The following is a 20,731-nucleotide window of genomic DNA, read 5'->3' as shown; positions in this document are numbered from 1 at the left end:
GCATCATGTGGCGTAGCGTATTCGCGTTCTCGGCCCTGACGCTGTTCGGCGCGGGCCTCACCGGCTGTGCTCTCAACAAGTTTGAGCAGCGCGAGCCCTGGCGTGACCAGACCGAGCAGGCCTGCAACGCCAAGCGTCTCGTCGAGACGACGGAGTTCGTCACCCCCGTCAAGGAGATCAGCGGTCCGGGCGTCTGCGGCATGCTGCAGCCCTACCGCGTCACCCGCCTCGGCAAGGGCACCGTCGCCCTGAAGCAGCGGGTGACCCTGGCCTGCCCGGCGCTGACGGAGGCCGAGGCCTGGCTCGCCGACACGATCCAGCCGGCCGCCAACCTGTATTTCGGCCAGCCCGTGGCCGAGATCAACGCCGGCACCTACGCCTGCCGCGGCCGCAACAACCAGGCCGGCGCCAAGCTCTCCGAGCATTCCTTCGGCAATGCCGTCGACATCATGTCGTTCAAGCTCGCCGACGGCTACGTCATCACCGTGAAGGGCGGCTGGCGCGGCACCGAGGCCGAGCAGGGCTTCCTGCGCGAGGTCTTCCTCGGGGCCTGCGCCCGGTTCTCCACCGTGCTGGCGCCGGGCTCGAACGTGTTCCACTACGACCACATCCACGTCGACCTCGCCCGACACGACCCGCGCGGCCTGCGCCGCATCTGCCAGCCGCTGATCAAGTTCACGCCGCAGCTCGGCGCCGACGGCGTGCCGCGCGCCACGGCCCGTCCCCGTCCGCCCGAGCGCCTGCCGGCCCCGCCCCAGGCCCCGATCGACGTCGAGGAGGACGATCCCTACGGCGTCACCCCGATGTCGGCGCGCCAGCCGACCCGGCCTCCCGCGGCGCAGCTCGCCCACAGCGCGGGCCCTGTCCGCCCCTCCACGCCGCCGGTGGCCTACGCCGCCGCCCCGCGGGCTCCGGTGCCGCGCGCGCCGGCGCCCCGGGTCGCGGCCGCCCTCCCCCCGGAGGATTTCGCCGCCGAGCCGCTCTCGCTCGCCGCCCCCGGACTCGCCGAACCGATCTACTGAGCCCCGTCCCGGTCCGGCGTTCGGGGTGTGCCCGGCGCACCCCAGGGGCTGCGGAAAGCGACGGCGCGGCCGGCCTCATGCTTGACAGGGCGGGCCGAGCCGCCATCGTTCCGGACAGCTTCACGGACTCCAGCGGAACAAAGACGCCGGCATGCGCCCGAATCCCCTCTCCACCGCCTTCGCCCTCGGCCTCGTCCTGGCGGGCGCCCTACAGCCGGCCCTCGCCCGGTCCGGCCGCGAGGAGATCACCCCCGCCGAGGAGCGCGAGTTCAACTACGACGCCAACATCCCCGGCTGCCAGGCCCCCGAGGTGCTGGAGCGGCTCTCGACGCACTTCGCCGAGAAGGAGGCGAAGTTCTGGAACTCCTCCCTCACCATCCTGCGCTACGAGCACATCGAGCGCACGGCCTGGCGACCCTGGGGCCTCGACTACGTCCCGCGCCGCTTCTGCAGCGCCGTGGCCACCACCTCGGACGGCATCCGCCGCAAGGTCGATTACTCGGTGCGCGACGGGCTCGGGATCATCGGCGCCGACTGGGGCATCGAGTTCTGCGTCCACGGCCTCGACCGCAACCTCGCCTACGCCTATTCCTCGGCCTGCCGCGAAGCCCGTCCGTGAGCCCGAGCCTTTGGCGCCGGGGCGTGCCGCGCCTCGCCGCCGCCGGCCTGGCCCTCGCGCTGGCCCAGGGGGCCGGACCTCCGCGCGCCCTGGCGCAGGGCTTCGAGCGCGGCGGCACGCCGGGCACCTTCGACTTCTACGTCCTGGCCCTGTCCTGGTCGCCGACCTATTGCGAGGGCCCCGGCGCCCGGCGCGAGGCGGAGGGCCAGTGCCGTCCGGGCCGCGGCCTCGGCTTCGTCGTGCACGGGCTCTGGCCGCAATACACCCGGGGCTACCCCGCGAACTGTTCCTCGGTCGAGCGTTCGCCCACCCGGCAGGCGATCACGGTGGCGGGTCAGGTCTATCCGAGCGAGGGCCTAGCCCGGCACGAGTGGCGCACCCACGGCACCTGCTCCGGCCTCGACCCGGTCTCGTACTTCCAGGCGGCCCGGGACGCCCGGGCGGCGGTGACCGTCCCGGACGCCTTCAAGGCCCCCGAGCGCGACACCCGGATGCCGCCGATCGAGATCGCCCGGCAGTTCGTGGCGGCCAACCGGGGCCTGCGCCCCGACATGATGTCGGTGACCTGCCGGGGCGGCCAGCTCCAGGAGGTGCGGATCTGCTTTGCCAAGGATCTGCGCGGCTTCACCCCCTGCCCCGAGGTGGCGCGCCAGAATTGCCGCGCGGGCGAGGTTGCCATCGACGCCGCGCGGTAGATGATGCCGCGCTCCGACCCCGGGCGGGACCGCCGGGGCGTGCGCTGAGACGGGCCCGGACCTGATGAATTACCGCCACGCCTTCCACGCCGGCAACTTCGCCGACGTCCTGAAGCACCTCGTGCTCAGCCGCGTGCTGGCCCATCTCTGCCTGAAGCCCACGGGCTTCCGGGCGATCGACACCCATGCGGGCCTCGGCTTCTACGACCTCACCGCCGACGAGGCCGGCCGCACGGGCGAGTGGCACGAGGGCTGGGGCCGCCTCGCCACGCCGTTTCCGGAGGCGGTCGAGATCCTGCTCGCCCCCTATCGCGCGGCGGTGGCGGCGGTGCAGGACCGGCACGGAGCCGAGACCTATCCGGGCTCGCCCGCGATCATCCGGGAGTTCCTGCGCCCCAGCGACCAGGGCGTCTTCGTGGAGCTGCACCCGGCCGACGCCGAGATCCTGCGGGCGCGCTTCAACCAGGATTCCCTCTCGAAGGTGATGCATCTCGACGGCTGGACGGCGCTCAACGCGATGATCCCGCCCCCCGAGCGCCGCGGCCTCGTCCTGATCGACCCGCCCTACGAGGAACTCGGCGAGATCGACCGCCTCGGGGCGGCCCTCGCCAAGGCGGCGCGCAAGTGGCCGACCGGGATCTATCTCGGCTGGTACCCGATCAAGGACGTCGCCAAGGTCGACCACATGGTGGCCCAGCTGGACCGGGACCTCGCCCGCCCGGCCCTGCGCCTGGACCTGATGGTCTCCGAGCCCGACCCGACGCGGCTCAACGGCACCGGCCTCGTCGTCATCAACCCGCCCTGGCGCCTCGCCGAGGAGGCGATGCTGTTCCTGCCGGCACTGGCCGAGCGCCTGGCCCGCACCGATTACGGCGCCTTCCGCTGCGAGGCCTTCGGCGCCGAGGCGTAAGGCTTAGGCGACCAGGCGCCCCTCCAGGGGGAACACCTTGGCGGGGTTCATCAGCCAGTGCGGATCGAACACGTTCCGCACCCGCATCTGCTGCTCGAGATCGGCCTGGGCGTACTGGAAGCGCATGAGCTCGCGCTTCTCGATGCCGACGCCGTGCTCGCCCGTCAGGCAGCCGCCGACCTCGACGCAGAGCTTGAGGATCTCGTCGCCGGCGGCCTCCGCCTTCTCCATCTCGCCCGGCTTGTTGATGTCGAACAGGATCAGCGGGTGCAGGTTGCCGTCGCCGGCATGGAACACGTTGGCGACCCGCAGGCCCTTCTCGGCGCAGATCGCCCCGATGCGCTCCAGCACCCCGGGGAGCTGCCCGGTGGGGATGGTGCCGTCCATGCAGATGTAGTCCGAGATCCGGCCGGTGGCGCCGAAGGCGGACTTGCGGCCCTTCCAGATCGCGGCGCTCTCGGCCTCGGATTTCGAGACGCGGATGCTCGTCGGGTTGAAGTCGCTGGCGATGGCCTCGATGCGGGCCAGCATCGCCGTGCACTCGGCATCCGAGCCCTCGACCTCGATGATCAGCATGGCCTCGGCGTCGCGCGGATAGCCGGCTTGCGCGAAATCCTCGGTGATCAGGATCGCCTCCCGGTCCATGTACTCGATCGCCACCGGGATGATGCCCGCCCCGATGATCGCCGCCGTGCAGGCGCCCGCATCCTCCACCGAGCCGAAGCCGACGAGGGCCGGGCGCGCGCCCTCCGCCGCCCGCAGGATGCGCACGGTGGCCTCGGTGACGATGCCGAGCTGCCCCTCGGAGCCGCAGACGAGGCCGAGGAGGTCGTAGCCGGGCGCGTCGAGATGCGCGCCCCCGATCGTCACCACGGTGCCGTCGTTCATCACCAGGGTGACGCCCAGGAGGTTGTTGGTGGTCACCCCGTACTTGAGGCAGTGCGCCCCGCCGGAATTCATCGCGATGTTGCCCGCGATGGTGCAGGCGAGCTGGCTCGACGGGTCGGGGGCGTAGAAGAAGCCTTCGTGGCTCACGGCGCCGGAGATGGCGAGGTTGGTGATGCCGGCCTCGACCCGCGCGGTGCGGTTCTCGAAATCGATGTCGAGGATGCGGTTCATCTTCGAAATACCGAGGATCACCGCATCCTCCTGCGCGATGGCGCCGCCGGCCAGCGAGGTGCCGGCGCCCCGCGGCACCACCCGGACGCCGTTGGCGTGGCAGAACGCCATCACGGCCGAGACCTCGGCGGTCGTCGAGGGCAGCACCACGGCGAGCGGCATCTTGCGGTAGGCGGTGAGCCCGTCGGTCTCGAAGGCGCGGCGCTCGTCCTCGGTCGTGACCAGGGCCTCCGGCGCGACCAGGGGGGCGAGGCCCGCGATGATCGCCTCGCGGCGGGCGACGATGGCGGCATCGGGCACGGGAAAGGCGATCGACATGGGCATGTCCTCCGGGGGCGCGCCATCTTCATCATCCGCTCAGCCGGGATCGCCTATGAGGGAGCGGCGGGGAGAGACGGAGGACGGACGGTGCTTTGCGATGGACCTTAGGACAAACACCGGCCCGGCGCATCCGGTTCGTGGCGTCGGCCGCGGCGGCGGAACCGAACGCCGCCGGGAAAGCTTCCTTTGGCCGCAGCGCATCGCAGCCGGCCTTGCGCGTTCTTGTCTCAATCTGTTCTAAACGGGTAAGCTCTGCCATAAGCCCAAGCGGCTGAAACCGCTTCAAGGAGGAAAAACACGATGCGTCATGTCATGTTCGGCGCCGCCCTGGCCCTGCTGCTGCCTCTGTCGGCTCACGCCGAGGGCGACGCCGCCGCCGGCGAGAAGGCTTTCGCCCCCTGCAAGGCCTGCCACAACTTCGAGAAGAACGGCGTCGGCCCGACCCTGAAGGGCGTCGTGGGCTCGAAGGCCGGCGAAGGTGCCGATGGCTACGCCTTCTCGGCCGCCATGAAGAGCTCCGGCATCACCTGGGACGAGGCCAACCTCCACGAGTGGCTGACCGACCCGAAGAAGAAGGTTCCGGGCACCAAGATGGTCTTCCCGGGCGTCAAGGACCCCAAGAAGGTCGACGACATCATCGCCTACCTCAAGACCAAGTCCTGAATCTGACGGCCTGATTCCGAGGCCAGGGTTCCAGGTTCGGTTCGGCCTGCCCCTCCGGGGCTGGCCGGGATCGACCCCCCGGGCACGCTCAGGTGTCATGATCCGGAAAGCCGTTCCCGCCCTGGCGGGAGCGGCTTTTTTTACAGGCTCCGCCTCGATCGGGACGTGCCCCTGTCAGAACCTGCGACTGTCAGGCCCCGCGATTGTCAGGACCTGCGACTTGCGGTTTCGGGGCCGGCGGAGCGGTCGTCGGCCTCGCCGAGGCCCGCATGCAGCGCGCCGCGCAGGTTCATCAGGATGTCGAGGAGAGCCCGGCGCCCGTCGAGATCGAGGCCGGTCAGGCCGCCCACCTCGTCCGGCACGCATTCCATCCGGCCGCGCAGGGCCCGGCTCTGCTCGGTCAGGAAGATGCTCACCTGCCGCTCGTCGGCCCGGTCCCGGGCCCGCTTCACGTGGCCCGCCGCCTCCAGGCGCTTGAGCAGGGGCGTCAGGGTGCCGGAATCCAGGAACAGGCGCTGGCCGATCTCCTTGACCGTCAGCCCCTCCTCCTCCCACAGAACCAGCAGGACGAGGTATTGCGGGTAGGTCAGGTCATGGGCGGCCAGGAGGGCGCGATAGGCCCGTCCGAAGGCATGGGCCGTAGCATAGACGGCAAAGCAGAGCTGGCTGTCCAGGCTCAGGGCGTCCGGGGTTGCCGGTTCCGCCACCGGCTCCCGGCGCGTGCGGGTCTGCCGTCCCGACATATTCAACGATCCTTCCCGCTGCAGCGCGCGCCGAAATCAGGCCGCGAAACCGATCTTATTCAAATTTCATATTGCGCACAATCAAGTTCTATGCGAGGAAATAACTAGGTTGCGCGCAATCGATATGGGCCGGCTCAGGCTGGCCCGCGGCGCCCGATCCGTTCGTCCGTTCAGCAGGAGAGACCGACATGAAGGCCCTCTACACCGCCCATGCCCACGCCACCGGTGGCCGCGAAGGCTCCGCCGCGACCGACGACGCCAAGGTGGACGTCAAGCTCTCGACCCCGAAGGAACTCGGTGGCGGCGGTGGCGCCGGCACCAACCCGGAGCAGCTCTTCGCGGCCGGCTACGCCGCCTGCTTCCTCGGCGCGATCAAGTTCGTCGCCGGCAAGGACAAGATCACGGTCTCGGAGGATTCCAAGATCGAGTCGAGCGTCGGCATCGGCCCGCGCGACGACGGCACCGGCTTCGGCCTCGTCGTCGCCCTCAAGGCGACCCTGCCGGGCCTCGACCGGGCGGTGGCCGAGGATCTCGTGAAGCGCGCCGACGTGGTGTGCCCCTATTCCCACGCCACCCGTGGCAACATCCAGGTCGACATCTCGGTCGCCTGATCGCGTTCGGCCGCCTCGGATAACCCGGCCGTGGCGCAGGCCTCCACGGCCGCGCCGCGGTGCTGGAACATCAGACTCGGAACACATCAGACCTGGGACGTCAGAAATGGCGTCCCAGGACTTCGCGCACCCGCTCGACCATCTCGGCCACCGGCACCGAAAACTGCGCCGGGCGCGCGGCCTTCCACTCGGCATTGCTGGTGATGGCAGCGGCCGCCTTGGCGCCCTCGATCAGGTCCTTGATCTGGACCTCGCCGGCCTCGCGCTCGTTCGAGCCCTGGATGATGGCGCAGGGGGATCCGCGCCGGTCGGCATATTTCATCTGGGCCTTCATGCCCGAGCCGCCGAGATAGAGTTCGGCCCGGATGCCGGCCGCGCGCAGGTTGGCGACGAGCCGCTGGTAGTCGGCGATGTTGTCCCGGTCGAGCACCAGGACCACCACGGGGCCGGGCTTGGTGATGCCCTCCAGCAGCGGGCTCTTCACGAGCTGCAGCGCCGAGAACAGGCGCGAGACGCCGATGGAGAAGCCGGTCGCCGGCACCGGCTCGCTGCGGAAACGCCCGACGAGGCCGTCGTAGCGCCCGCCGCCCGAGACCGAGCCGAAGCGCACCACCTGCCCCTCCTCGTTGGTGACCGGGAAGGTCAGCTCCGCCTCGTAGACCGGGCCGGTGTAGTATTCGAGCCCGCGCACCACGGAGGGGTCGATGCGGATGCGGTCGTCATAGCCGGCCGCGGCGAAGAGGGCCGCCATGTCGGCCAGTTCCCGCACGCCCTCCAGGCCGATGGCGCTGCCCGCGAGCGACGCCTCGAAATTCGCGAGCGTGGTGGCGTTGTCGGCCGGCGCCGTTCCCGCTCCGGTCCAGCCGGTGAAGGCCAGGACGCGCCCGATCGCCTCGTCCGCCAGCCCGGCGCCCTTGGTGAAGTCGCCGCTCTCGTCCTTGCGGCCGGCACCCAGCAATTCGCGCACGCCGGCATCGCCCAGGCGATCGAGCTTGTCGATGGCGCGCAGCACGGTCAGGCGCTGGCCGGCCTTGTCGGCGCCCGCGAGGCCGATCGACTCCATCAGGCCGTCGAGGACCTTCCGGTTGTTGACCTTCACCACGTACTGGCCGGTGAGCCCGAGCTTCTCGAGCGTGTCGGCCATCAGCATGCAGATCTCGGCATCGGCGGCCACCGAGCCGGCCCCGACGATGTCGGCGTCGAACTGCATGAACTGGCGGAAGCGGCCCGGGCCCGGCTTCTCGTTGCGGAAGACGTAGCCGGCGCGGAAGCTGCGGTAGGGCTTCGGGATCGCGTCGAAGTGCTCGGCCACGTGCCGGGCCAGGGGCGCGGTCAGGTCGTAGCGCAGCGAGAGCCAGGATTCGTCGTCGTCCTGGAAGGAGAACACCCCCTCGTTCGGCCGGTCGAGATCGGGCAGGAACTTGCCCAGCGCCTCGGTGTACTCGACGAAGGGCGTCTCCAGCGCCTCGAAGCCGTAGAGCTCGAAGCTCTGCCGGATCGTCTCCAGCATGCGGTGCTGGGCGGCGATCTCATCCGCGCGCCGGTCGACGAAACCGCGCGGCAGGCGCGGCTTCAGGGTGTCGGCCTTGTTCGAATCGGCCTTGGCCATGGTGATCTTCGCGTCCGTCGGGGCTGTTCGGGGTCCCGGGGGCTCTATCCCGGGTGGCCGGGGGCGGCAAGCGCGTCGGGCATCGGCGCGCCGGGCATCAGAGCGCCAGGGCGAGGAGCGCCGCGAGGCTCAGGATGGCGATGGGGATCTGCACCGGGCGCAGGCGGGCGAAGAACAGCGGGGCCTCCCCGCGCCGGGCGGCGATCGGATCGAGGAACGCGATCGCCGTGAAGCCGAGGAGGAGCAGGACCAGGGCGGGCACGGCCCGATCTAGGGTCGCCAGCACCAGGGCGGCGAAGCCGAGGCTGAACAGGCCGATCATGGTGGCGATCTGGGCGACGGTCGCCCCGCCCTCGGTGCGGAAGCTGACGCCGCGGCGCACGCCGGACAGGAACAGCAGGATGGCGCAGCCCCACAGGATCGTCAGCGCGGCGGCCGCCTGCCCGAGGGGCACGCCGCGCCAGCCCCAGGCGGCCAGCGCACCGGCGGCGAAGGGCAGCATCGGGCCGTAGCCGAACACGATGCTGAGCCAGGGGACGGCGCGCGGTTCGGTGACCCGCAGGGTCCGTCCGTCGGGTCGATCGTGCATCGTCGAGGGGCTCCGGTGGCTGAGGCTCCCTCGCCAAACCGGGGCGGGGGCGGCCTGTTCCGCCCGGCGGCAATCCGCCCTCAGGCCGTCTCCGGCTGGGGCGCGCGCCGGGTCGGGCCGGTCCCCGCGCCGGCCTCGACCGCCGCGTCGGACCCCTTCGGTCCGGACGCCGTCTCCGGCGCGGCGTCGCCCTTGCGCCCGCCGCGGCCCTCGCTGGTGGTGTCGAGCCACAGGACGAGGGCGAGGGCGAGGAGGGCCGGGGCCCCGAGGGCCAGGAAGGCGCCGGTCCAGCCGAGCATCGCCTGGGCGAGGCCGCCGTACCAGGCCGAGAGGGCGCCGCCGATGCCCTGGATGGCGTTGAGGGAGCCCAGGGCCGTCTGGGTGCGGCCGGAGCCCCAGGTCAGGTCGGCCACCACCACCGGCACCGCGACGCCGATGATGCCGGAGGCGACGCCGTCGAGGATCTCGGCGGAGATCAGCCAGAGGGGATCGTCGATGAAGGCCGAGAGTGCGGCGCGCACCGGCAGCACCGCGCAGGCGGCGAGGAGGAGCTGGCGCCGGCCGCGCCGGTCGGCCAGGGAGCCGGCGAACAGCGCCACCGGGATCATCACCAGCTGCGCCACCATGACGTAGCGGGCGGTCCAGCTGGTGGCGTCGACGGCGGTGGCCACCAGCTTCTGGCCGAGCAGGGAGAGCATGCCGCCGTTGCCGAGGTTGAACAGGGCCAGGGCCACGGCGAGGACCAGGAGCTTGCGGTTGGCCACGATGCTGCGCAGGCCGGCGCGCTCCGGCTTGTCGTCACCATCCTCCTGCCAGCCCACGGCCCGGCGCTCGTTGTAGCAGTGGCCCGGGGTGGTGACGGTGGCGAGGATGGCCAGGACCGCCATGCCGCCGAGCACCCAGAAGGCGATGGCCGGGCCGAACCAGCCGGTGCCGAGGCTGATGCCGCCGGCCGCGAGCAGGATGCCGAGGTGGTTGAAGGCTTGGTTGCGGCCCTGCTGGCGGGGAAAGCGGTCCTTGCCGACGATGCCGAGGGTGAGGGCGGTGACCGCCGGCAGCAGCAACGTGCCGCCCGCCGCCGCCATCATCTGCGCGGCGAAGACCGGGATCACGCCCCGGGCCGGCAGCAGCAGCAGGGTGCCGCACAGGATCGCCCCGCAGGCGACGGCGATCAGCATCCGGGGCCGGCCGAGGCGGTCGACCAGGGCGCCGAAGGGGCCGCTGAGGAGGAGGGAGCCGATGCCCACCAGGGTGGTGACGAAGCCCACCCGCGAGGGGCTCCAGGAGGCCGACTCGGCGAGCCAAGTGCCGAGGAAGGGGCCGAGCCCGCCCTGGATGTCGCCCGTGAAGACGTTGATCAGGGCGAGGTGGTGTGTGGCGAGCATGCGATCCCGGGGCTGAGGCGATCCGGCGACCGGCGGCAGGAGGGGCCGCGGCCGGACCGGCTGCGAGTAACGGCCAAGTCCGACCTTCGATCCTCAAGTCCGACCTTCGATCCTCAAGCCCGGCGATCCCGCCTCGGAACCCCGGATCCCGCCCCGGGCGGACGGGCCGCTTGGCGCGCCCTCAGGCGTTGAGCGGTCCGGCCTCGCCCTGGGCCTGGGCTTCCATGGCCTTCTGGCGGTAGAGGCCGACGAAGTCGATCGGGTCGATGTAGAGGGGCGGGAAGCCGCCGTTGCGCACGGCCTCGGCGACGATCTGGCGCGCGAAGGGGAAGAGCAGGCGCGGGCACTCGATCATCACGGCCGGGTGGAGCTGGTCCTGCGGGATGTTGCGCATGCGGAAGATGCCCGCATAGGTCAGCTCGAAGGCGAACAGCACCTCGTTGGCGATCTTGGCATCGCCCTCCAGGGTCAGGTCGACCTCGAAGTCGAACTCGGCCACCTGCTTGGCGTTAACGTTCACCTGGATGTTGATCTGCGGCCCGCTCTCCTGCGGCTGCAGGGAGCGCGGCGCATTCGGATTCTCGAAGGAGAGATCCTTGGTGTACTGCGCGAGCGAGTTGATCGTCGGCGTGGCGTCGTCGGTCTGCGCCGTGGCGCCACCGTTGCCGTTCGGTGCCGGAGTGTCGGCCATGGCGTTCTGTCCTCTTCCTGGATCGTCGGGGCGCGGTGGGGCCCGGGTCTGATGCGCTCAGGTCCTGGGGGCGAACCCGTGACGGGCGCCCATCCCGGCCGCCCGGAACCGGGTGCACCGGCATGCCACCCCCGCCCGGCCCGCGCGATAGCGCGCTATCACGCTCGCCCGCACGGGACAAGGCGAGCCCCGGGGCCGGGAGGGCGGACCGGTCGGGGCCGCCACCGGGTCGAGGCGGCGCCGGTGCGCCCGCGCGCCGGGTCAAGGCGGCGCAGGTGCGCGCCCTCGCCTGGAATCGCCGCCCGCGATATCCATATCTCCGCACGACCCCGGAGGTTCGACCCCGATCGAGACTCTGCGCGTCTGAACCCGGCCTGTGCCTTGCGCGGGGCCCGGGGAATGCGCGACATGGCCAGATCTTTCTTGGCCAGATCTTTCCCGGCCAGATCTCTCATGGCCGGGCGTGTCTCGGCCACGCATGTCAGCCGAGGACCCGGGCCGGGTTTCCAGAGCCCCGTGAAGTAACGTATTCGTGCCACGGCCACGATCGGATCAGTGATGCAGGACTCCTTCGACTTGACGACCCTGATCTTCCTCGCGCTGGCGGTCTTCGTCATCTGGCGCCTGCGCTCGGTGCTCGGGCAGAAGACCGGTACGGAGCGCTCGCCCTTCAAGCCGGTGGACCGCAGCCGCACCGAGCCGCCGGCCGGCCGCGGGGACGGCGACAACGTCGTGCGCCTGCCCGGCGCCGACCGGGTCCAGCCCCAGGCCGATCGCGGCCAGACCGCGGTGAAGACCGACGTGCGCGACTGGCGCGGCATCGCCGAGCCCGGCTCGGCCATCGCCCACGGCCTCGAAGCCGTCGTCCAGGTGGAGCCCGCCTTCGATCCGCGCGCCTTCGTGGAGGGCGCCCGCAGCGCCTACGAGGCCATCGTGATCGCCTTCGCCAAGGGCGACCGCAAGACCCTGCGCAGCCTGCTCTCCCGCGAGGTCTGCGAGGGCTTCGAGCGCGAGATCGACGCCCGCGAGGCCCGCCGCGAGACCGTGGAGACCACCTTCGTCTCCCTCGACAAGGCCGAGATCGTGGCCGTCGACGTGAAGAACCGCGTCGCGCAGATCACCGTGCACTTCCTCTCCCACCTCATCACCGCCACCCGCAACGCGCAGGGTCAGGTGACCGACGGCAGCGCCGAGGCCGTGGTCGAGGTGCCGGACGTCTGGACCTTTGCCCGGACCCTCGGCACCCGCGACCCGAACTGGCAGCTCGTCGCCACGGAAGCCGGCGCCTGAGCCCGACGCCGCACAGGATCGCGTGAACCGGTTCTCCCGTCCCGCGGCGGGTCTCCTCGTCGCCCTCAGCCTCCCCTCCCCCGGCTCGGCCGCCCCTGCGGCCGAGCCGTTTCGCGTGGGTGGGGCCGTGCTGGAGCCCGTCGATCCCGCAACCCTGCCGGGGTTCCCCGGCCCCGACGCCGCGGCGACCCTCGCGGCCTTCCGCCGGACCTGCCGGACGCCGCCGGCGACGCCCCAGCCCGCCACCGTCGCGGGCTCGCCCGAGGCGCTCCGGGCCGCCTGCGCCCGGGCCGAGGCCATGCCCGAGTCCGGACCCGAGGCGGACGCGGCCCGCTTCTTCGCCGAGGCGTTCACGCCCTACCGGGTCGTCAGGCCCCCGGCCGGGGACAAGCCCGAGCAGCGCACGGGCTTCCTGACCGGCTATTTCGAGCCGGAACTCGTCGGCGCCGCCGCCCCGAGCCCGGATTTCACCGCCGCGGTGCTGGCCCGGCCCGACGACCTCGTCAGCCTGGAGCCCGGCGAGACGCGGCCCGGCCTCGACCCGTCCTTGCGCGCCGCGCGCCGGACCGGCGACGGCTTCGAGGCCTATCCCGACCGGGCCGCGATCGAGGACGGCGCCCTGGGCGCCCGCGCCCGCCCCCTCCTCTACCTGCGCGACGCCGTCGACCTGTTCGTGCTCCAGGTCCAGGGCTCCGGCCGGGTCCGCCTGACCGACGGGCGCTCGGTCCGGGTCCTCTACGACGGCCGCAACGGCCGGCCCTACACCTCCATCGGCAAGCTCATCGTGGCGGAGGGGCACCTGCCCCTCGACGGGCTCACCCTGGCCCGCTGGACCGGCTGGCTGCGGGCCAACCCCCGGCACGCCGCCCGGCTGATGCGGGCCAACGCCTCCTACATCTTCTTCCGCCTGGCGGAGATCGACGACCCGAGCCTCGGGCCTCCCGGCGGGGCCGGCGTGCCCCTGAGCCCCGGCCGCAACCTCGCGGTGGACGCCACCCTCTGGCGCTACGGCCTGCCGTTCTGGCTCGAGGGCCGGATCGCCGGATCCCCCGGGCCGGGGCGCCTCGTCGTCGCCGCCGATACCGGCTCGGCCATCGTCGGCCCGGCGCGCGGCGACCTCTATCTCGGCACCGGCGCGGAGGCCGGGATCGCCGCCGGCAACCTGCGCGACGCGGTCGGCTTCGTGGTCCTGCTCCCGAAGTCCGGGGCGCCCGCCCCATGAAGACGCCCCGGCGCCCGCGCGGCCTCTCGGGGGAGGACGCCTATCTCTGGGGCGAGATCGCCCGGCTGATCACGCCCCTGCGCGGCCGCATCACCGGGCGTGGCGCGGCGGGCAAGCCCTCCGAAGCCACGCCCGCTCCGGCGACGACGCCCGCCTCGGCCAAGGGTGCGCCCCCGAAAGCCGTGCCGACCAAGGCTGTCTCGACGAAGCCCGCGCCCCCGAAGCCGATGCCCCGGACGCTGGCCAAGCGCGCGGCGCTGAAGCCGAACCCGCCGCCCGTGCCGCCCGCGCCCGTCCTGGCCCCCGCGCCCCCGACCGCGCCGGGCCTGGAGCGCCGCGTCCGTCTCGCCCTGCGCCGGGGCGCCCTCCAGGTCGATGCCCGGATCGATCTCCACGGGATGTACCAGGCGGAGGCGCACGGGGCGCTGATCGGCTTCCTGATGCGGGCCCGCGCATCCGGTCACACCCACGTCCTCGTGGTCACCGGCAAGGGCGGCCCGACCTACGACGACGCCTTCTCCGAACGCGGCGTGCTCCGCCGCAGCGTGCCGCACTGGCTGCGCGCGCCGGAGCTGCGCACCGTCGTCCTCGGCTTCGAGGAGGCGGCCCGCCATCATGGCGGCGCCGGGGCCCTCTACGTCCGTCTGCGCCGCCGCTGAGGGGACCTCGTGGGGCACCCCAGCGGGCGTCCCGGCGGGCAGACCTTGCGAAACGCCGCGAAACGCGCTACCGCTGGGCCCTCTCCTCGTTACGCCGCGTTGCATCCGTGAGCCCCCGGCTCCGCCAAGACGATGCGCGGAGCCGTCTTTCCCCAGGACGGACCGACTGATCGGCGCCGAAACGGCGCCCGGCGACCAAACTCCCCGACTGCCATTTCCGACCCTCTGCCCCGCCTCGCCCTTCCCGCCGGTTCTGAATCCCCCATGACGTCACCGTACGAGACCCTCCCCGTGGAAAGCCCGGCCGAGGGCGGAATCGTCGCCGCCGATCTCGACGGCATGCGCGAGGTCAAGCTCCAGGACCTCAAGTCCAAGACGCCGACCGATCTGATCGCCTTCGCCGAAGAGGTCGAGGTCGAGAACGCCTCGACCATGCGCAAGCAGGAACTGATGTTCGCGATCCTGAAGCAGCTCGCTGCCAAGGAGGTCGAGATCATCGGGGCCGGCACCGTCGAGGTGCTTCAGGACGGCTTCGGCTTCCTGCGCTCGTCCGATTCGAACTACCTGCCGGGTCCCGACGACATCTACATCTCGCCGACCCAGATCCGGCGCTTCGGCCTGCGCACCGGCGACACCGTCGAGGGGCCGATCCGCGGACCCAAGGACGGCGAGCGCTACTTCGCGCTGCTGAAGGTCAACACGATCAACTTCGAGAACCCGGAGAAGATCAAGCACAAGGTCCATTTCGACAACCTGACGCCGCTCTTCCCGACGCAGCGGTTCAAGCTCGAATTGGACAATCCGCCCAAGAAGGATTTCTCGCCGCGGATCATCGACATCGTCGCCCCGATCGGCAAGGGCCAGCGCGCCCTGATCGTGGCGCCGCCGCGCACCGGCAAGACCGTGCTGATGCAGAACATCGCGCAGTCGATCACCATCAACCACCCGGAATGCTACCTCATCGTGCTGCTCATCGACGAGCGCCCCGAGGAAGTCACCGACATGATCCGCTCGGTGAAGGGCGAGGTCATCGCCTCCACCTTCGACGAGCCGGCCACCCGCCACGTGCAGGTCGCCGAGATGGTGATCGAGAAGGCCAAGCGCCTCGTCGAGCACGGCCGCGACGTGGTCATCCTGCTGGATTCGATCACGCGCCTTGGCCGCGCCTACAACACCGTGGTGCCGTCGTCGGGCAAGGTGCTCACGGGCGGCGTCGACGCCAACGCGCTGCAGCGCCCGAAGCGCTTCTTCGGTGCGGCCCGCAACATCGAGGAGGGCGGCTCGCTCTCGATCATCGCCACCGCGCTCATCGACACCGGCTCGCGCATGGACGAGGTGATCTTCGAGGAGTTCAAGGGCACCGGCAACTCCGAGATCATTCTCGACCGCAAGGTCTCCGACAAGCGCATCTTCCCGGCCATCGACATCACCCGTTCGGGCACCCGCAAGGAAGAGCTCCTGGTGCCGCCGGACGCGCTCAAGAAGACCTACGTCCTGCGCCGGATCCTCAACCCGATGGGCGTCACCGACGCGATCGAGTTCCTCATGGACAAGCTGCGCCAGACGAAGAGCAACAACGACTTCTTCGACTCGATGAACACCTGAGACCGAACTGGCCGGACCCGTGTTGCGACAGCATCCGGGTCCGGTCGCGGTGCCTGGGTCCAAGACAATTTCCAGGCGAAAATAGTTTGTTAGCTGGTTAACGATTGCCTGACGGATCAGGTGTCGGCTTCCAGGGCGCCGCCCCGATGACCGAAACCCCTACCCTTTTCGCACCCGCCACCGGCCCCGGCCGATCGGCCGTCGGCGTGATCCGGATCTCCGGCCCGGCCTCGGCCGCAGTGATCCACGCCCTCGCCGGCCCCCTCCCCGCGCCCCGCCGCCTGTCCCTGCGTACCCTGCGCGCGGCTGACGGCACGCCCCTCGACCAAGCCCTCGTCGCCTGGATGCCAGGGCCAGCGAGCTTCACCGGCGAGGACATGGTGGAGCTGCACCTGCATGGCGGCCTCGCCGTCCGCAGCGCGGTCCTGCAGGCCCTGGCCGCGATCCCACATTGCCGACCGGCGGAGCCCGGGGCCTTCACCCGTCGCGCCTTCCTCAACGGCCGCCTGGACCTCACCGAGGCCGAGGGGATCGCCGACCTCATCGACGCCGAGACCGAGGCGCAGCGGCGCCAGGCCCTGCGCCAGCTCGACGGGGCGCTGGGCCGGCAGGTGGCCGATTGGCGCGAACGGCTCATCGACCTGCTCGCGGGCGTGGAAGCGGCCCTCGATTTCTCCGACGAGGGGGATGTCGACGACGTGGCCCTCGACGCGGCCCTGGCGCGGAAGGCGCGGGCGATCCGCGACGCGGTGGCGGCGGTCCTGGCCGATGCCCGGCGCGGCGAGCGCCTGCGGGACGGTTTCACCGTCGTCCTGGCCGGACCTCCCAATGCCGGCAAGTCGACGTTGCTGAACGCCCTGAGCCGGCGCGAGGCGGCGATCGTCTCGGCCATCCCCGGCACGACCCGGGACGTCATCGAGGTGCGCTGTGACCTCGGTGGGTTGCCGGTGATCCTCGTGGACACCGCCGGCCTGCGCGAGGCGGCGGATGCCCTCGAGGCGGAGGGCATCCGCCGGACACGCGCCCGGATGCAGCAGGCCGACCTCGTCCTGCTGCTCGACGGCCCGGACGCGGTGGCGTCGCAGACCGAGCCGATGCCGGACGCACCCGTGCTCCGGGTCCGGACGAAGGGCGACCTCGCCCCCGACGTCTCTCTGCCGGTCGGCGTGATCGGCATCTCGGCGATGATGGGTGCCGGCCTGGACCAGCTGCTGGCGGCCATCGAGGCTCAGGCCTCCCAGGCGGTCGGCAACGGCGACGCCCTGATCACCCGCGAGCGGCACCGCCTGGGCCTGACGCGCTGCCGCGATCATCTCGACCGCCTGCTGGCGGGTGCGGCCCTGCCAGAACTTGCGGCCGAGGACCTGCGGCTCGCCGTACGCGCTCTCGGGGAAGTGGCGGGACATGTGGGTGTCGAGGAGATGCTGGATCGGCTGTTCTCCGGCTTCTGCATCGGCAAGTGAACGTGTCCTCCGCCGGGCCTGTGACCCGGGGATCACGCGGGTTCGGTTTCACGTGAAAACCACGCGGCCGACCATCTGTCGATTGACCATCGGTGCTTCAGCCGCTTAATCGATCCCATGCACCACACACCTGATTCCTACGACGTGATCGTCGTCGGTGGAGGCCATGCCGGCGTGGAGGCGGCGGCCGCCGCCGCGCGGATCGGCGCGCGCACGGCGCTCGTCACCCATCAGGCGGCCACCATCGGTGCGATGTCCTGCAACCCCGCCATCGGCGGCCTGGGCAAGGGGCATCTGGTCTGCGAGGTCGATGCCCTCGACGGGTTGATGGGGCGCGTCGCCGACGCGGCCGGCATCCAGTTCCGCCTGCTCAACAGGCGCAAGGGTCCGGCCGTCCGCGGTCCGCGGACCCAGGCCGATCGCAAGCTCTACGCCCGCGCCATGCAGGCGGCCATCGCTGAGACCGCGAACCTGCGGGTGATCGAGGGGGAGGTGGCCGACCTCGCTCTGGTCGGGGGCCGCGTCTCCGCCGTGATCCTGGCCGATGGGCGCACCCTCCCCTGCGGCGCCGTCGTGCTCACCACCGGCACCTTCCTGCGCGGCCTCATCCATATCGGCGAGACCCAGATCCCGGCCGGCCGCGTCGGCGAGGCCCCGTCCGTGGGCCTGGCGCAGACCCTGGACCGCGCCGGCTTCGCCCTCGGACGCCTCAAGACGGGCACACCGGCCCGCCTCGACGGACGCACCATCGACTGGTCCGGCCTGGAGATGCAGTCGGCCGACGCGGACCCCGTCCCGTTCTCGACCCTGACCGAGCGGATCACCACCCCGCAGATCCAGTGCGGCATCACCCGCACGACCCAACCGGTGCACGACCTCATCCGCGCCAACCTGCATCGCTCGCCGATGTATTCCGGCGGCATCGCCAGCCGGGGCCCGCGCTACTGCCCGTCCATCGAGGACAAGGTCGTCCGCTTCGGCGACCGCGAGGGCCACCAGATCTTCCTGGAGCCGGAAGGCCTCGACAATCCGACTGTCTACCCCAACGGCATCTCCACCGCCCTCCCCGAGAGCGTCCAGCGCGACGTCATCGCGCTGATTCCGGGCCTGGAGCGGGCGACCATCCTGCGGCCCGGCTATGCCATCGAGTACGATTACGTCGATCCGCGCGAGCTCGATGCCACCCTCCAGGCCAAGCGCCTGCCGGGCCTGTTCCTGGCCGGCCAGATCAACGGCACCACGGGCTACGAGGAGGCGGCCGGGCAGGGGCTTGTGGCCGGCATCAACGCGGCGCGCCTTGCGGGCGGCTCGGCCCTTGCGACCTTCGACCGGGCCGAATCCTATCTCGGCGTGATGATCGACGACCTCGTCACCCACGGGGTGAGCGAGCCCTACCGCATGTTCACCTCGCGCTCGGAGTACCGTCTCTCGCTGCGCATCGACAACGCCGACGAGCGCCTGACCCCGAAGGGCGCTGCCCTCGGCTGCGTCGGTGGGCACCGTGCCGCGCATTTCGCGGCGGCCCAGGCTTCCCTCGATACCGCGCGCGCGCAGCTCGATCGCTTGAGCCTGACGCCGAACCAGGCCCGCGCCGTCGGCATCGACCTCAACCAGGACGGCATCCGTCGCTCCGCCTTCCAGCTGCTGTCCTACCCGGACATCGATTGGACGCGTCTCTGCGCGGTCTGGCCGGAACTCTCCGCGGTGCCGCCCCGCGTGGCCGAGCGGCTCTGCACCGATGCCACTTACGCCGTCTATCTCGACCGGCAGCAGGCGGATATCGCCGCCTTCCGCCGGGACGAGGCGGTCGCCCTGCCGATCCGGCTGGACTATGCAGGCATCCCCGGCCTGTCGAACGAGATGCGGCTGAAGCTCGAAGCCGTGCGCCCGGGGACGCTGGGGCAGGCGGCCCGCATCGAGGGTGTCACGCCGGCCGCCCTCACCCTCCTCGCGGCCCATGCCCGCCGGGCCGAGCGCGGGGCCGTCCATGGCCTCTGATCGCGACCGCGATCGGGTCCTGGCCGCTGCAGGTGTTTCACGTGAAACAGCGCAGCGCCTCGACCTCTATGTCGAGCAGCTCCGGCGCTGGCAGAGCGTGAAGAACCTCGTCGGTCCCGCGACCCTGTCCGAGGTCTGGACTCGCCACATCGCCGATGCACTTCAGCTTCGGGAGATCGCCCCGGAGGCGGAGACTTGGCTCGACCTCGGGGCGGGAGCGGGTCTCCCAGGACTCGTCCTCGCCATCGCGGGCCATGCGCGTCCGGGCTTCCGGGTCAATCTCGTGGAGAGCAACGCGCGCAAATGCGCCTTCCTCACCGAGACTGCCCGCCTCACCGGCGCACCCGCGAAGGTGCACAACGCCCGGATCGAAGGGGTCATCGGCGCGCATCGCGGCGTCGCGGTGGTCTGCGCCCGGGCGCTGGCGCCCCTCACCCAGCTGCTCGCCTGGGCGGAGCCGCTGTTGACAACCGGCACGGTCGGACTGTTTCCGAAAGGACGGGATGTCCAATCGGAATTGACCGAGGCCGCGCAACGGTGGAGATTCGTTTACGATCTCGTGCCGAGCCGAACCGAGTCGGAAGCGCGGATCGTCCGCGTCACGACCCTATCTCGCGTGGATTCATGACAAGCGATCCGACTCCCGTACCGACGACCGGAGGCAATCCGGATCGGCCGCTGCGCATCCTGGCCCTGGCCAACCAGAAGGGCGGCGTCGGTAAGACGACGACGGCGATCAACCTCGGCACGGCCCTGGCCGCCATCGGCGAGAGCGTGCTGGTGATCGACCTCGATCCGCAGGGCAACGCCTCGACGGGCCTCGGCATCGACCGGCGCCAGCGCAAGGTCTCGACCTACCACGTGCTCGCGGGCGAGGCGTCCCTGGGCCAGGCCTGCATTCCGACGGCGGTGCCGCGCCTGATGGTGGCCCCCTCGACCATGGACCTCCTCGGCCTGGAACTGGAGATGGCGAGCGCACCGGACCGCGCCCATCGCCTGCGCAACGTCCTGAAGGGCGTCGGCGAGGCGGGCGCCACGGCGGGCGTCACCTACGTGCTGATCGATTGCCCACCCTCCCTGAACCTCCTCACCATCAACGCCCTGGCCGCCTCGGACGCGGTGCTGGTGCCCCTGCAATGCGAGTTCTTCGCCCTGGAGGGATTGAGCCAGCTGCTGCGCACGGTGGAGCAGGTGCGCGGCGCCCTCAATCCGCGCCTGACCATCCAGGGCATCGTCCTGACCATGTTCGATCCACGCAACAACCTGTCGGCGCAGGTGGTGGCGGATGTGCGCAGCTTCATGGGCGAGAAGGTCTACGAGACCATGATCCCGCGCAACGTGCGCGTGTCCGAGGCGCCGTCGCACGGCAAGCCGGTGCTGCTCTACGATCTCAAATGCGCGGGCTCGCAGGCCTATCTGCGCCTCGCCTCCGAGATCATCCAGCGCGAGGGGCGCCTGCCCGTCGCCGCGTAACGAGGCGGGGGCGCCCTGCCCCGGCTGTGTGACAAGCGTTTCCC

General features: G+C 71.3%; 20 protein-coding genes. 14 read left to right on the top strand and 6 right to left on the bottom strand.

Annotation, left to right across the window (positions count from 1 at the left end):
* The first annotated feature begins 5 nt into the window (after nt 1-5).
* The 4 genes from AC1MGR_RS01750 to AC1MGR_RS01735 all read left to right on the top strand — a co-directional run bounded on the left by AC1MGR_RS01750 (nt 6) and on the right by AC1MGR_RS01735 (nt 3,246).
* Nucleotides 6-1,022 carry an extensin-like domain-containing protein gene (locus AC1MGR_RS01750; protein ID WP_480233455.1) on the top strand — a complete coding sequence of 339 codons (1,017 nt, stop codon included), beginning with the start codon at nt 6-8 and terminating at the stop codon, nt 1,020-1,022.
* 151 nt (nt 1,023-1,173) lie between these two features.
* A complete protein-coding gene (locus AC1MGR_RS01745; RefSeq protein WP_056472339.1) occupies nt 1,174-1,641 on the top strand; it encodes a hypothetical protein in 468 nt (155 codons plus the stop codon).
* A gap of 23 nt (nt 1,642-1,664) precedes the next feature.
* Nucleotides 1,665-2,336 (top strand): ribonuclease T2 family protein, encoded by a 672-nt coding sequence (locus AC1MGR_RS01740; RefSeq protein ID WP_480234906.1) that lies wholly within the window; start codon nt 1,665-1,667, stop codon nt 2,334-2,336.
* Between the two features lie 64 nt (nt 2,337-2,400).
* Nucleotides 2,401-3,246: a 23S rRNA (adenine(2030)-N(6))-methyltransferase RlmJ gene (locus AC1MGR_RS01735; protein WP_480233454.1), complete on the top strand. Its 846-nt coding sequence runs from the start codon at nt 2,401-2,403 to the stop codon at nt 3,244-3,246.
* A gap of 3 nt (nt 3,247-3,249) precedes the next feature.
* Here the strand turns inward: AC1MGR_RS01735 and AC1MGR_RS01730 are convergent, their stop codons facing one another.
* The gene (locus tag AC1MGR_RS01730; RefSeq protein WP_108035792.1) at nt 3,250-4,683 is read right to left on the bottom strand and encodes an FAD-linked oxidase C-terminal domain-containing protein; all 1,434 of its coding nucleotides are present in this window, start codon (nt 4,681-4,683) and stop codon (nt 3,250-3,252) included.
* Nucleotides 4,684-4,986: 303 nt separating this feature from the next.
* On the opposite strand from AC1MGR_RS01730, the gene AC1MGR_RS01725 reads away from it, so the two are divergent.
* Nucleotides 4,987-5,349 (top strand): c-type cytochrome, encoded by a 363-nt coding sequence (locus AC1MGR_RS01725; RefSeq protein WP_108035790.1) that lies wholly within the window; start codon nt 4,987-4,989, stop codon nt 5,347-5,349.
* Between the two features lie 206 nt (nt 5,350-5,555).
* On the opposite strand, the gene AC1MGR_RS01720 is transcribed toward AC1MGR_RS01725, so the two are convergent.
* Complete coding sequence (locus AC1MGR_RS01720) at nt 5,556-6,092, bottom strand: MarR family transcriptional regulator (RefSeq protein WP_108035788.1); 537 nt, start codon at nt 6,090-6,092, stop codon at nt 5,556-5,558.
* A gap of 188 nt (nt 6,093-6,280) precedes the next feature.
* Here AC1MGR_RS01720 and AC1MGR_RS01715 point away from each other — a divergent pair, with 188 nt between their 5' ends.
* Complete coding sequence (locus tag AC1MGR_RS01715; protein WP_108035786.1) at nt 6,281-6,703, top strand: organic hydroperoxide resistance protein; 423 nt, start codon at nt 6,281-6,283, stop codon at nt 6,701-6,703.
* A gap of 100 nt (nt 6,704-6,803) precedes the next feature.
* On the opposite strand, the gene hisS is transcribed toward AC1MGR_RS01715, so the two are convergent.
* The 4 genes from hisS to secB form a co-directional block, all read right to left on the bottom strand.
* Nucleotides 6,804-8,312 carry a histidine--tRNA ligase gene (gene hisS, locus AC1MGR_RS01710; RefSeq protein WP_480233453.1) on the bottom strand — a complete coding sequence of 503 codons (1,509 nt, stop codon included), beginning with the start codon at nt 8,310-8,312 and terminating at the stop codon, nt 6,804-6,806.
* Between the two features lie 97 nt (nt 8,313-8,409).
* The gene (locus tag AC1MGR_RS01705; protein ID WP_480233452.1) at nt 8,410-8,901 is read right to left on the bottom strand and encodes a DUF3429 domain-containing protein; all 492 of its coding nucleotides are present in this window, start codon (nt 8,899-8,901) and stop codon (nt 8,410-8,412) included.
* 80 nt (nt 8,902-8,981) lie between these two features.
* Nucleotides 8,982-10,286, bottom strand: a complete 1,305-nt coding sequence (locus AC1MGR_RS01700; RefSeq protein WP_480233451.1) for an MFS transporter — start codon at nt 10,284-10,286, stop codon at nt 8,982-8,984.
* 181 nt (nt 10,287-10,467) lie between these two features.
* Entirely contained in the window at nt 10,468-10,977 is a 510-nt protein-coding gene (secB, locus tag AC1MGR_RS01695; RefSeq protein WP_108035779.1) for a protein-export chaperone SecB, read from the bottom strand.
* A 558-nt stretch (nt 10,978-11,535) separates the two neighbouring features.
* Between secB and AC1MGR_RS01690 the strand changes: the two genes are divergently transcribed.
* From AC1MGR_RS01690 to AC1MGR_RS01655, 8 genes are all read left to right on the top strand, one after another.
* Nucleotides 11,536-12,267 carry a Tim44/TimA family putative adaptor protein gene (locus tag AC1MGR_RS01690; protein ID WP_108035777.1) on the top strand — a complete coding sequence of 244 codons (732 nt, stop codon included), beginning with the start codon at nt 11,536-11,538 and terminating at the stop codon, nt 12,265-12,267.
* 22 nt (nt 12,268-12,289) lie between these two features.
* Nucleotides 12,290-13,489 (top strand): murein transglycosylase A, encoded by a 1,200-nt coding sequence (gene mltA / locus AC1MGR_RS01685; protein ID WP_480233450.1) that lies wholly within the window; start codon nt 12,290-12,292, stop codon nt 13,487-13,489.
* A complete protein-coding gene (locus AC1MGR_RS01680; RefSeq protein ID WP_480233449.1) occupies nt 13,486-14,148 on the top strand; it encodes a Smr/MutS family protein in 663 nt (220 codons plus the stop codon). The genes mltA and AC1MGR_RS01680 overlap by 4 nt, the downstream gene beginning before the upstream one ends.
* A gap of 264 nt (nt 14,149-14,412) precedes the next feature.
* The gene (gene rho / locus AC1MGR_RS01675) at nt 14,413-15,753 is read left to right on the top strand and encodes a transcription termination factor Rho (protein WP_055946483.1); all 1,341 of its coding nucleotides are present in this window, start codon (nt 14,413-14,415) and stop codon (nt 15,751-15,753) included.
* A 146-nt stretch (nt 15,754-15,899) separates the two neighbouring features.
* Nucleotides 15,900-17,216: a tRNA uridine-5-carboxymethylaminomethyl(34) synthesis GTPase MnmE gene (gene mnmE / locus AC1MGR_RS01670; RefSeq protein WP_480233448.1), complete on the top strand. Its 1,317-nt coding sequence runs from the start codon at nt 15,900-15,902 to the stop codon at nt 17,214-17,216.
* A gap of 117 nt (nt 17,217-17,333) precedes the next feature.
* Nucleotides 17,334-19,214, top strand: coding sequence for a tRNA uridine-5-carboxymethylaminomethyl(34) synthesis enzyme MnmG (gene mnmG, locus AC1MGR_RS01665; RefSeq protein ID WP_480233447.1), 1,881 nt, complete (start codon nt 17,334-17,336; stop codon nt 19,212-19,214).
* Nucleotides 19,204-19,842 carry a 16S rRNA (guanine(527)-N(7))-methyltransferase RsmG gene (gene rsmG, locus AC1MGR_RS01660; RefSeq protein ID WP_480233446.1) on the top strand — a complete coding sequence of 213 codons (639 nt, stop codon included), beginning with the start codon at nt 19,204-19,206 and terminating at the stop codon, nt 19,840-19,842. The genes mnmG and rsmG overlap by 11 nt, the downstream gene beginning before the upstream one ends.
* The gene (locus AC1MGR_RS01655) at nt 19,839-20,687 is read left to right on the top strand and encodes a ParA family protein (RefSeq protein ID WP_108035765.1); all 849 of its coding nucleotides are present in this window, start codon (nt 19,839-19,841) and stop codon (nt 20,685-20,687) included. The genes rsmG and AC1MGR_RS01655 overlap by 4 nt, the downstream gene beginning before the upstream one ends.
* Nucleotides 20,688-20,731: the final 44 nt, after the last annotated feature.

Source organism: Methylobacterium sp. BI1 (assembly GCF_056680125.1).
The sequence above is the reverse complement of the archived record's forward strand: the minus strand, read 5'-3'. Positions and strand labels throughout refer to the sequence as shown.

Bases quoted from the DNA above. Each gene is read 5' to 3' on its own strand.
- AC1MGR_RS01745 (WP_056472339.1), top strand. From the start codon at position 1,174: ATGCGCCCGAATCCCCTCTCCACCGCCTTCGCCCTCGGCCTCGTCCTG.
- AC1MGR_RS01705 (WP_480233452.1), bottom strand. From the start codon at position 8,901: ATGCACGATCGACCCGACGGACGGACCCTGCGGGTCACCGAACCGCGC.
- AC1MGR_RS01715 (WP_108035786.1), top strand. From the start codon at position 6,281: ATGAAGGCCCTCTACACCGCCCATGCCCACGCCACCGGTGGCCGCGAA.
- AC1MGR_RS01735 (WP_480233454.1), top strand. From the start codon at position 2,401: ATGAATTACCGCCACGCCTTCCACGCCGGCAACTTCGCCGACGTCCTG.
- AC1MGR_RS01730 (WP_108035792.1), bottom strand. From the start codon at position 4,683: ATGTCGATCGCCTTTCCCGTGCCCGATGCCGCCATCGTCGCCCGCCGC.
- rsmG (WP_480233446.1), top strand. From the start codon at position 19,204: ATGGCCTCTGATCGCGACCGCGATCGGGTCCTGGCCGCTGCAGGTGTT.
- AC1MGR_RS01750 (WP_480233455.1), top strand. From the start codon at position 6: ATGTGGCGTAGCGTATTCGCGTTCTCGGCCCTGACGCTGTTCGGCGCG.
- mnmG (WP_480233447.1), top strand. From the start codon at position 17,334: ATGCACCACACACCTGATTCCTACGACGTGATCGTCGTCGGTGGAGGC.
- AC1MGR_RS01725 (WP_108035790.1), top strand. From the start codon at position 4,987: ATGCGTCATGTCATGTTCGGCGCCGCCCTGGCCCTGCTGCTGCCTCTG.
- hisS (WP_480233453.1), bottom strand. From the start codon at position 8,312: ATGGCCAAGGCCGATTCGAACAAGGCCGACACCCTGAAGCCGCGCCTG.
- AC1MGR_RS01655 (WP_108035765.1), top strand. From the start codon at position 19,839: ATGACAAGCGATCCGACTCCCGTACCGACGACCGGAGGCAATCCGGAT.
- rho (WP_055946483.1), top strand. From the start codon at position 14,413: ATGACGTCACCGTACGAGACCCTCCCCGTGGAAAGCCCGGCCGAGGGC.
- AC1MGR_RS01700 (WP_480233451.1), bottom strand. From the start codon at position 10,286: ATGCTCGCCACACACCACCTCGCCCTGATCAACGTCTTCACGGGCGAC.
- AC1MGR_RS01690 (WP_108035777.1), top strand. From the start codon at position 11,536: ATGCAGGACTCCTTCGACTTGACGACCCTGATCTTCCTCGCGCTGGCG.
- AC1MGR_RS01720 (WP_108035788.1), bottom strand. From the start codon at position 6,092: ATGTCGGGACGGCAGACCCGCACGCGCCGGGAGCCGGTGGCGGAACCG.
- mnmE (WP_480233448.1), top strand. From the start codon at position 15,900: ATGACCGAAACCCCTACCCTTTTCGCACCCGCCACCGGCCCCGGCCGA.
- secB (WP_108035779.1), bottom strand. From the start codon at position 10,977: ATGGCCGACACTCCGGCACCGAACGGCAACGGTGGCGCCACGGCGCAG.
- AC1MGR_RS01680 (WP_480233449.1), top strand. From the start codon at position 13,486: ATGAAGACGCCCCGGCGCCCGCGCGGCCTCTCGGGGGAGGACGCCTAT.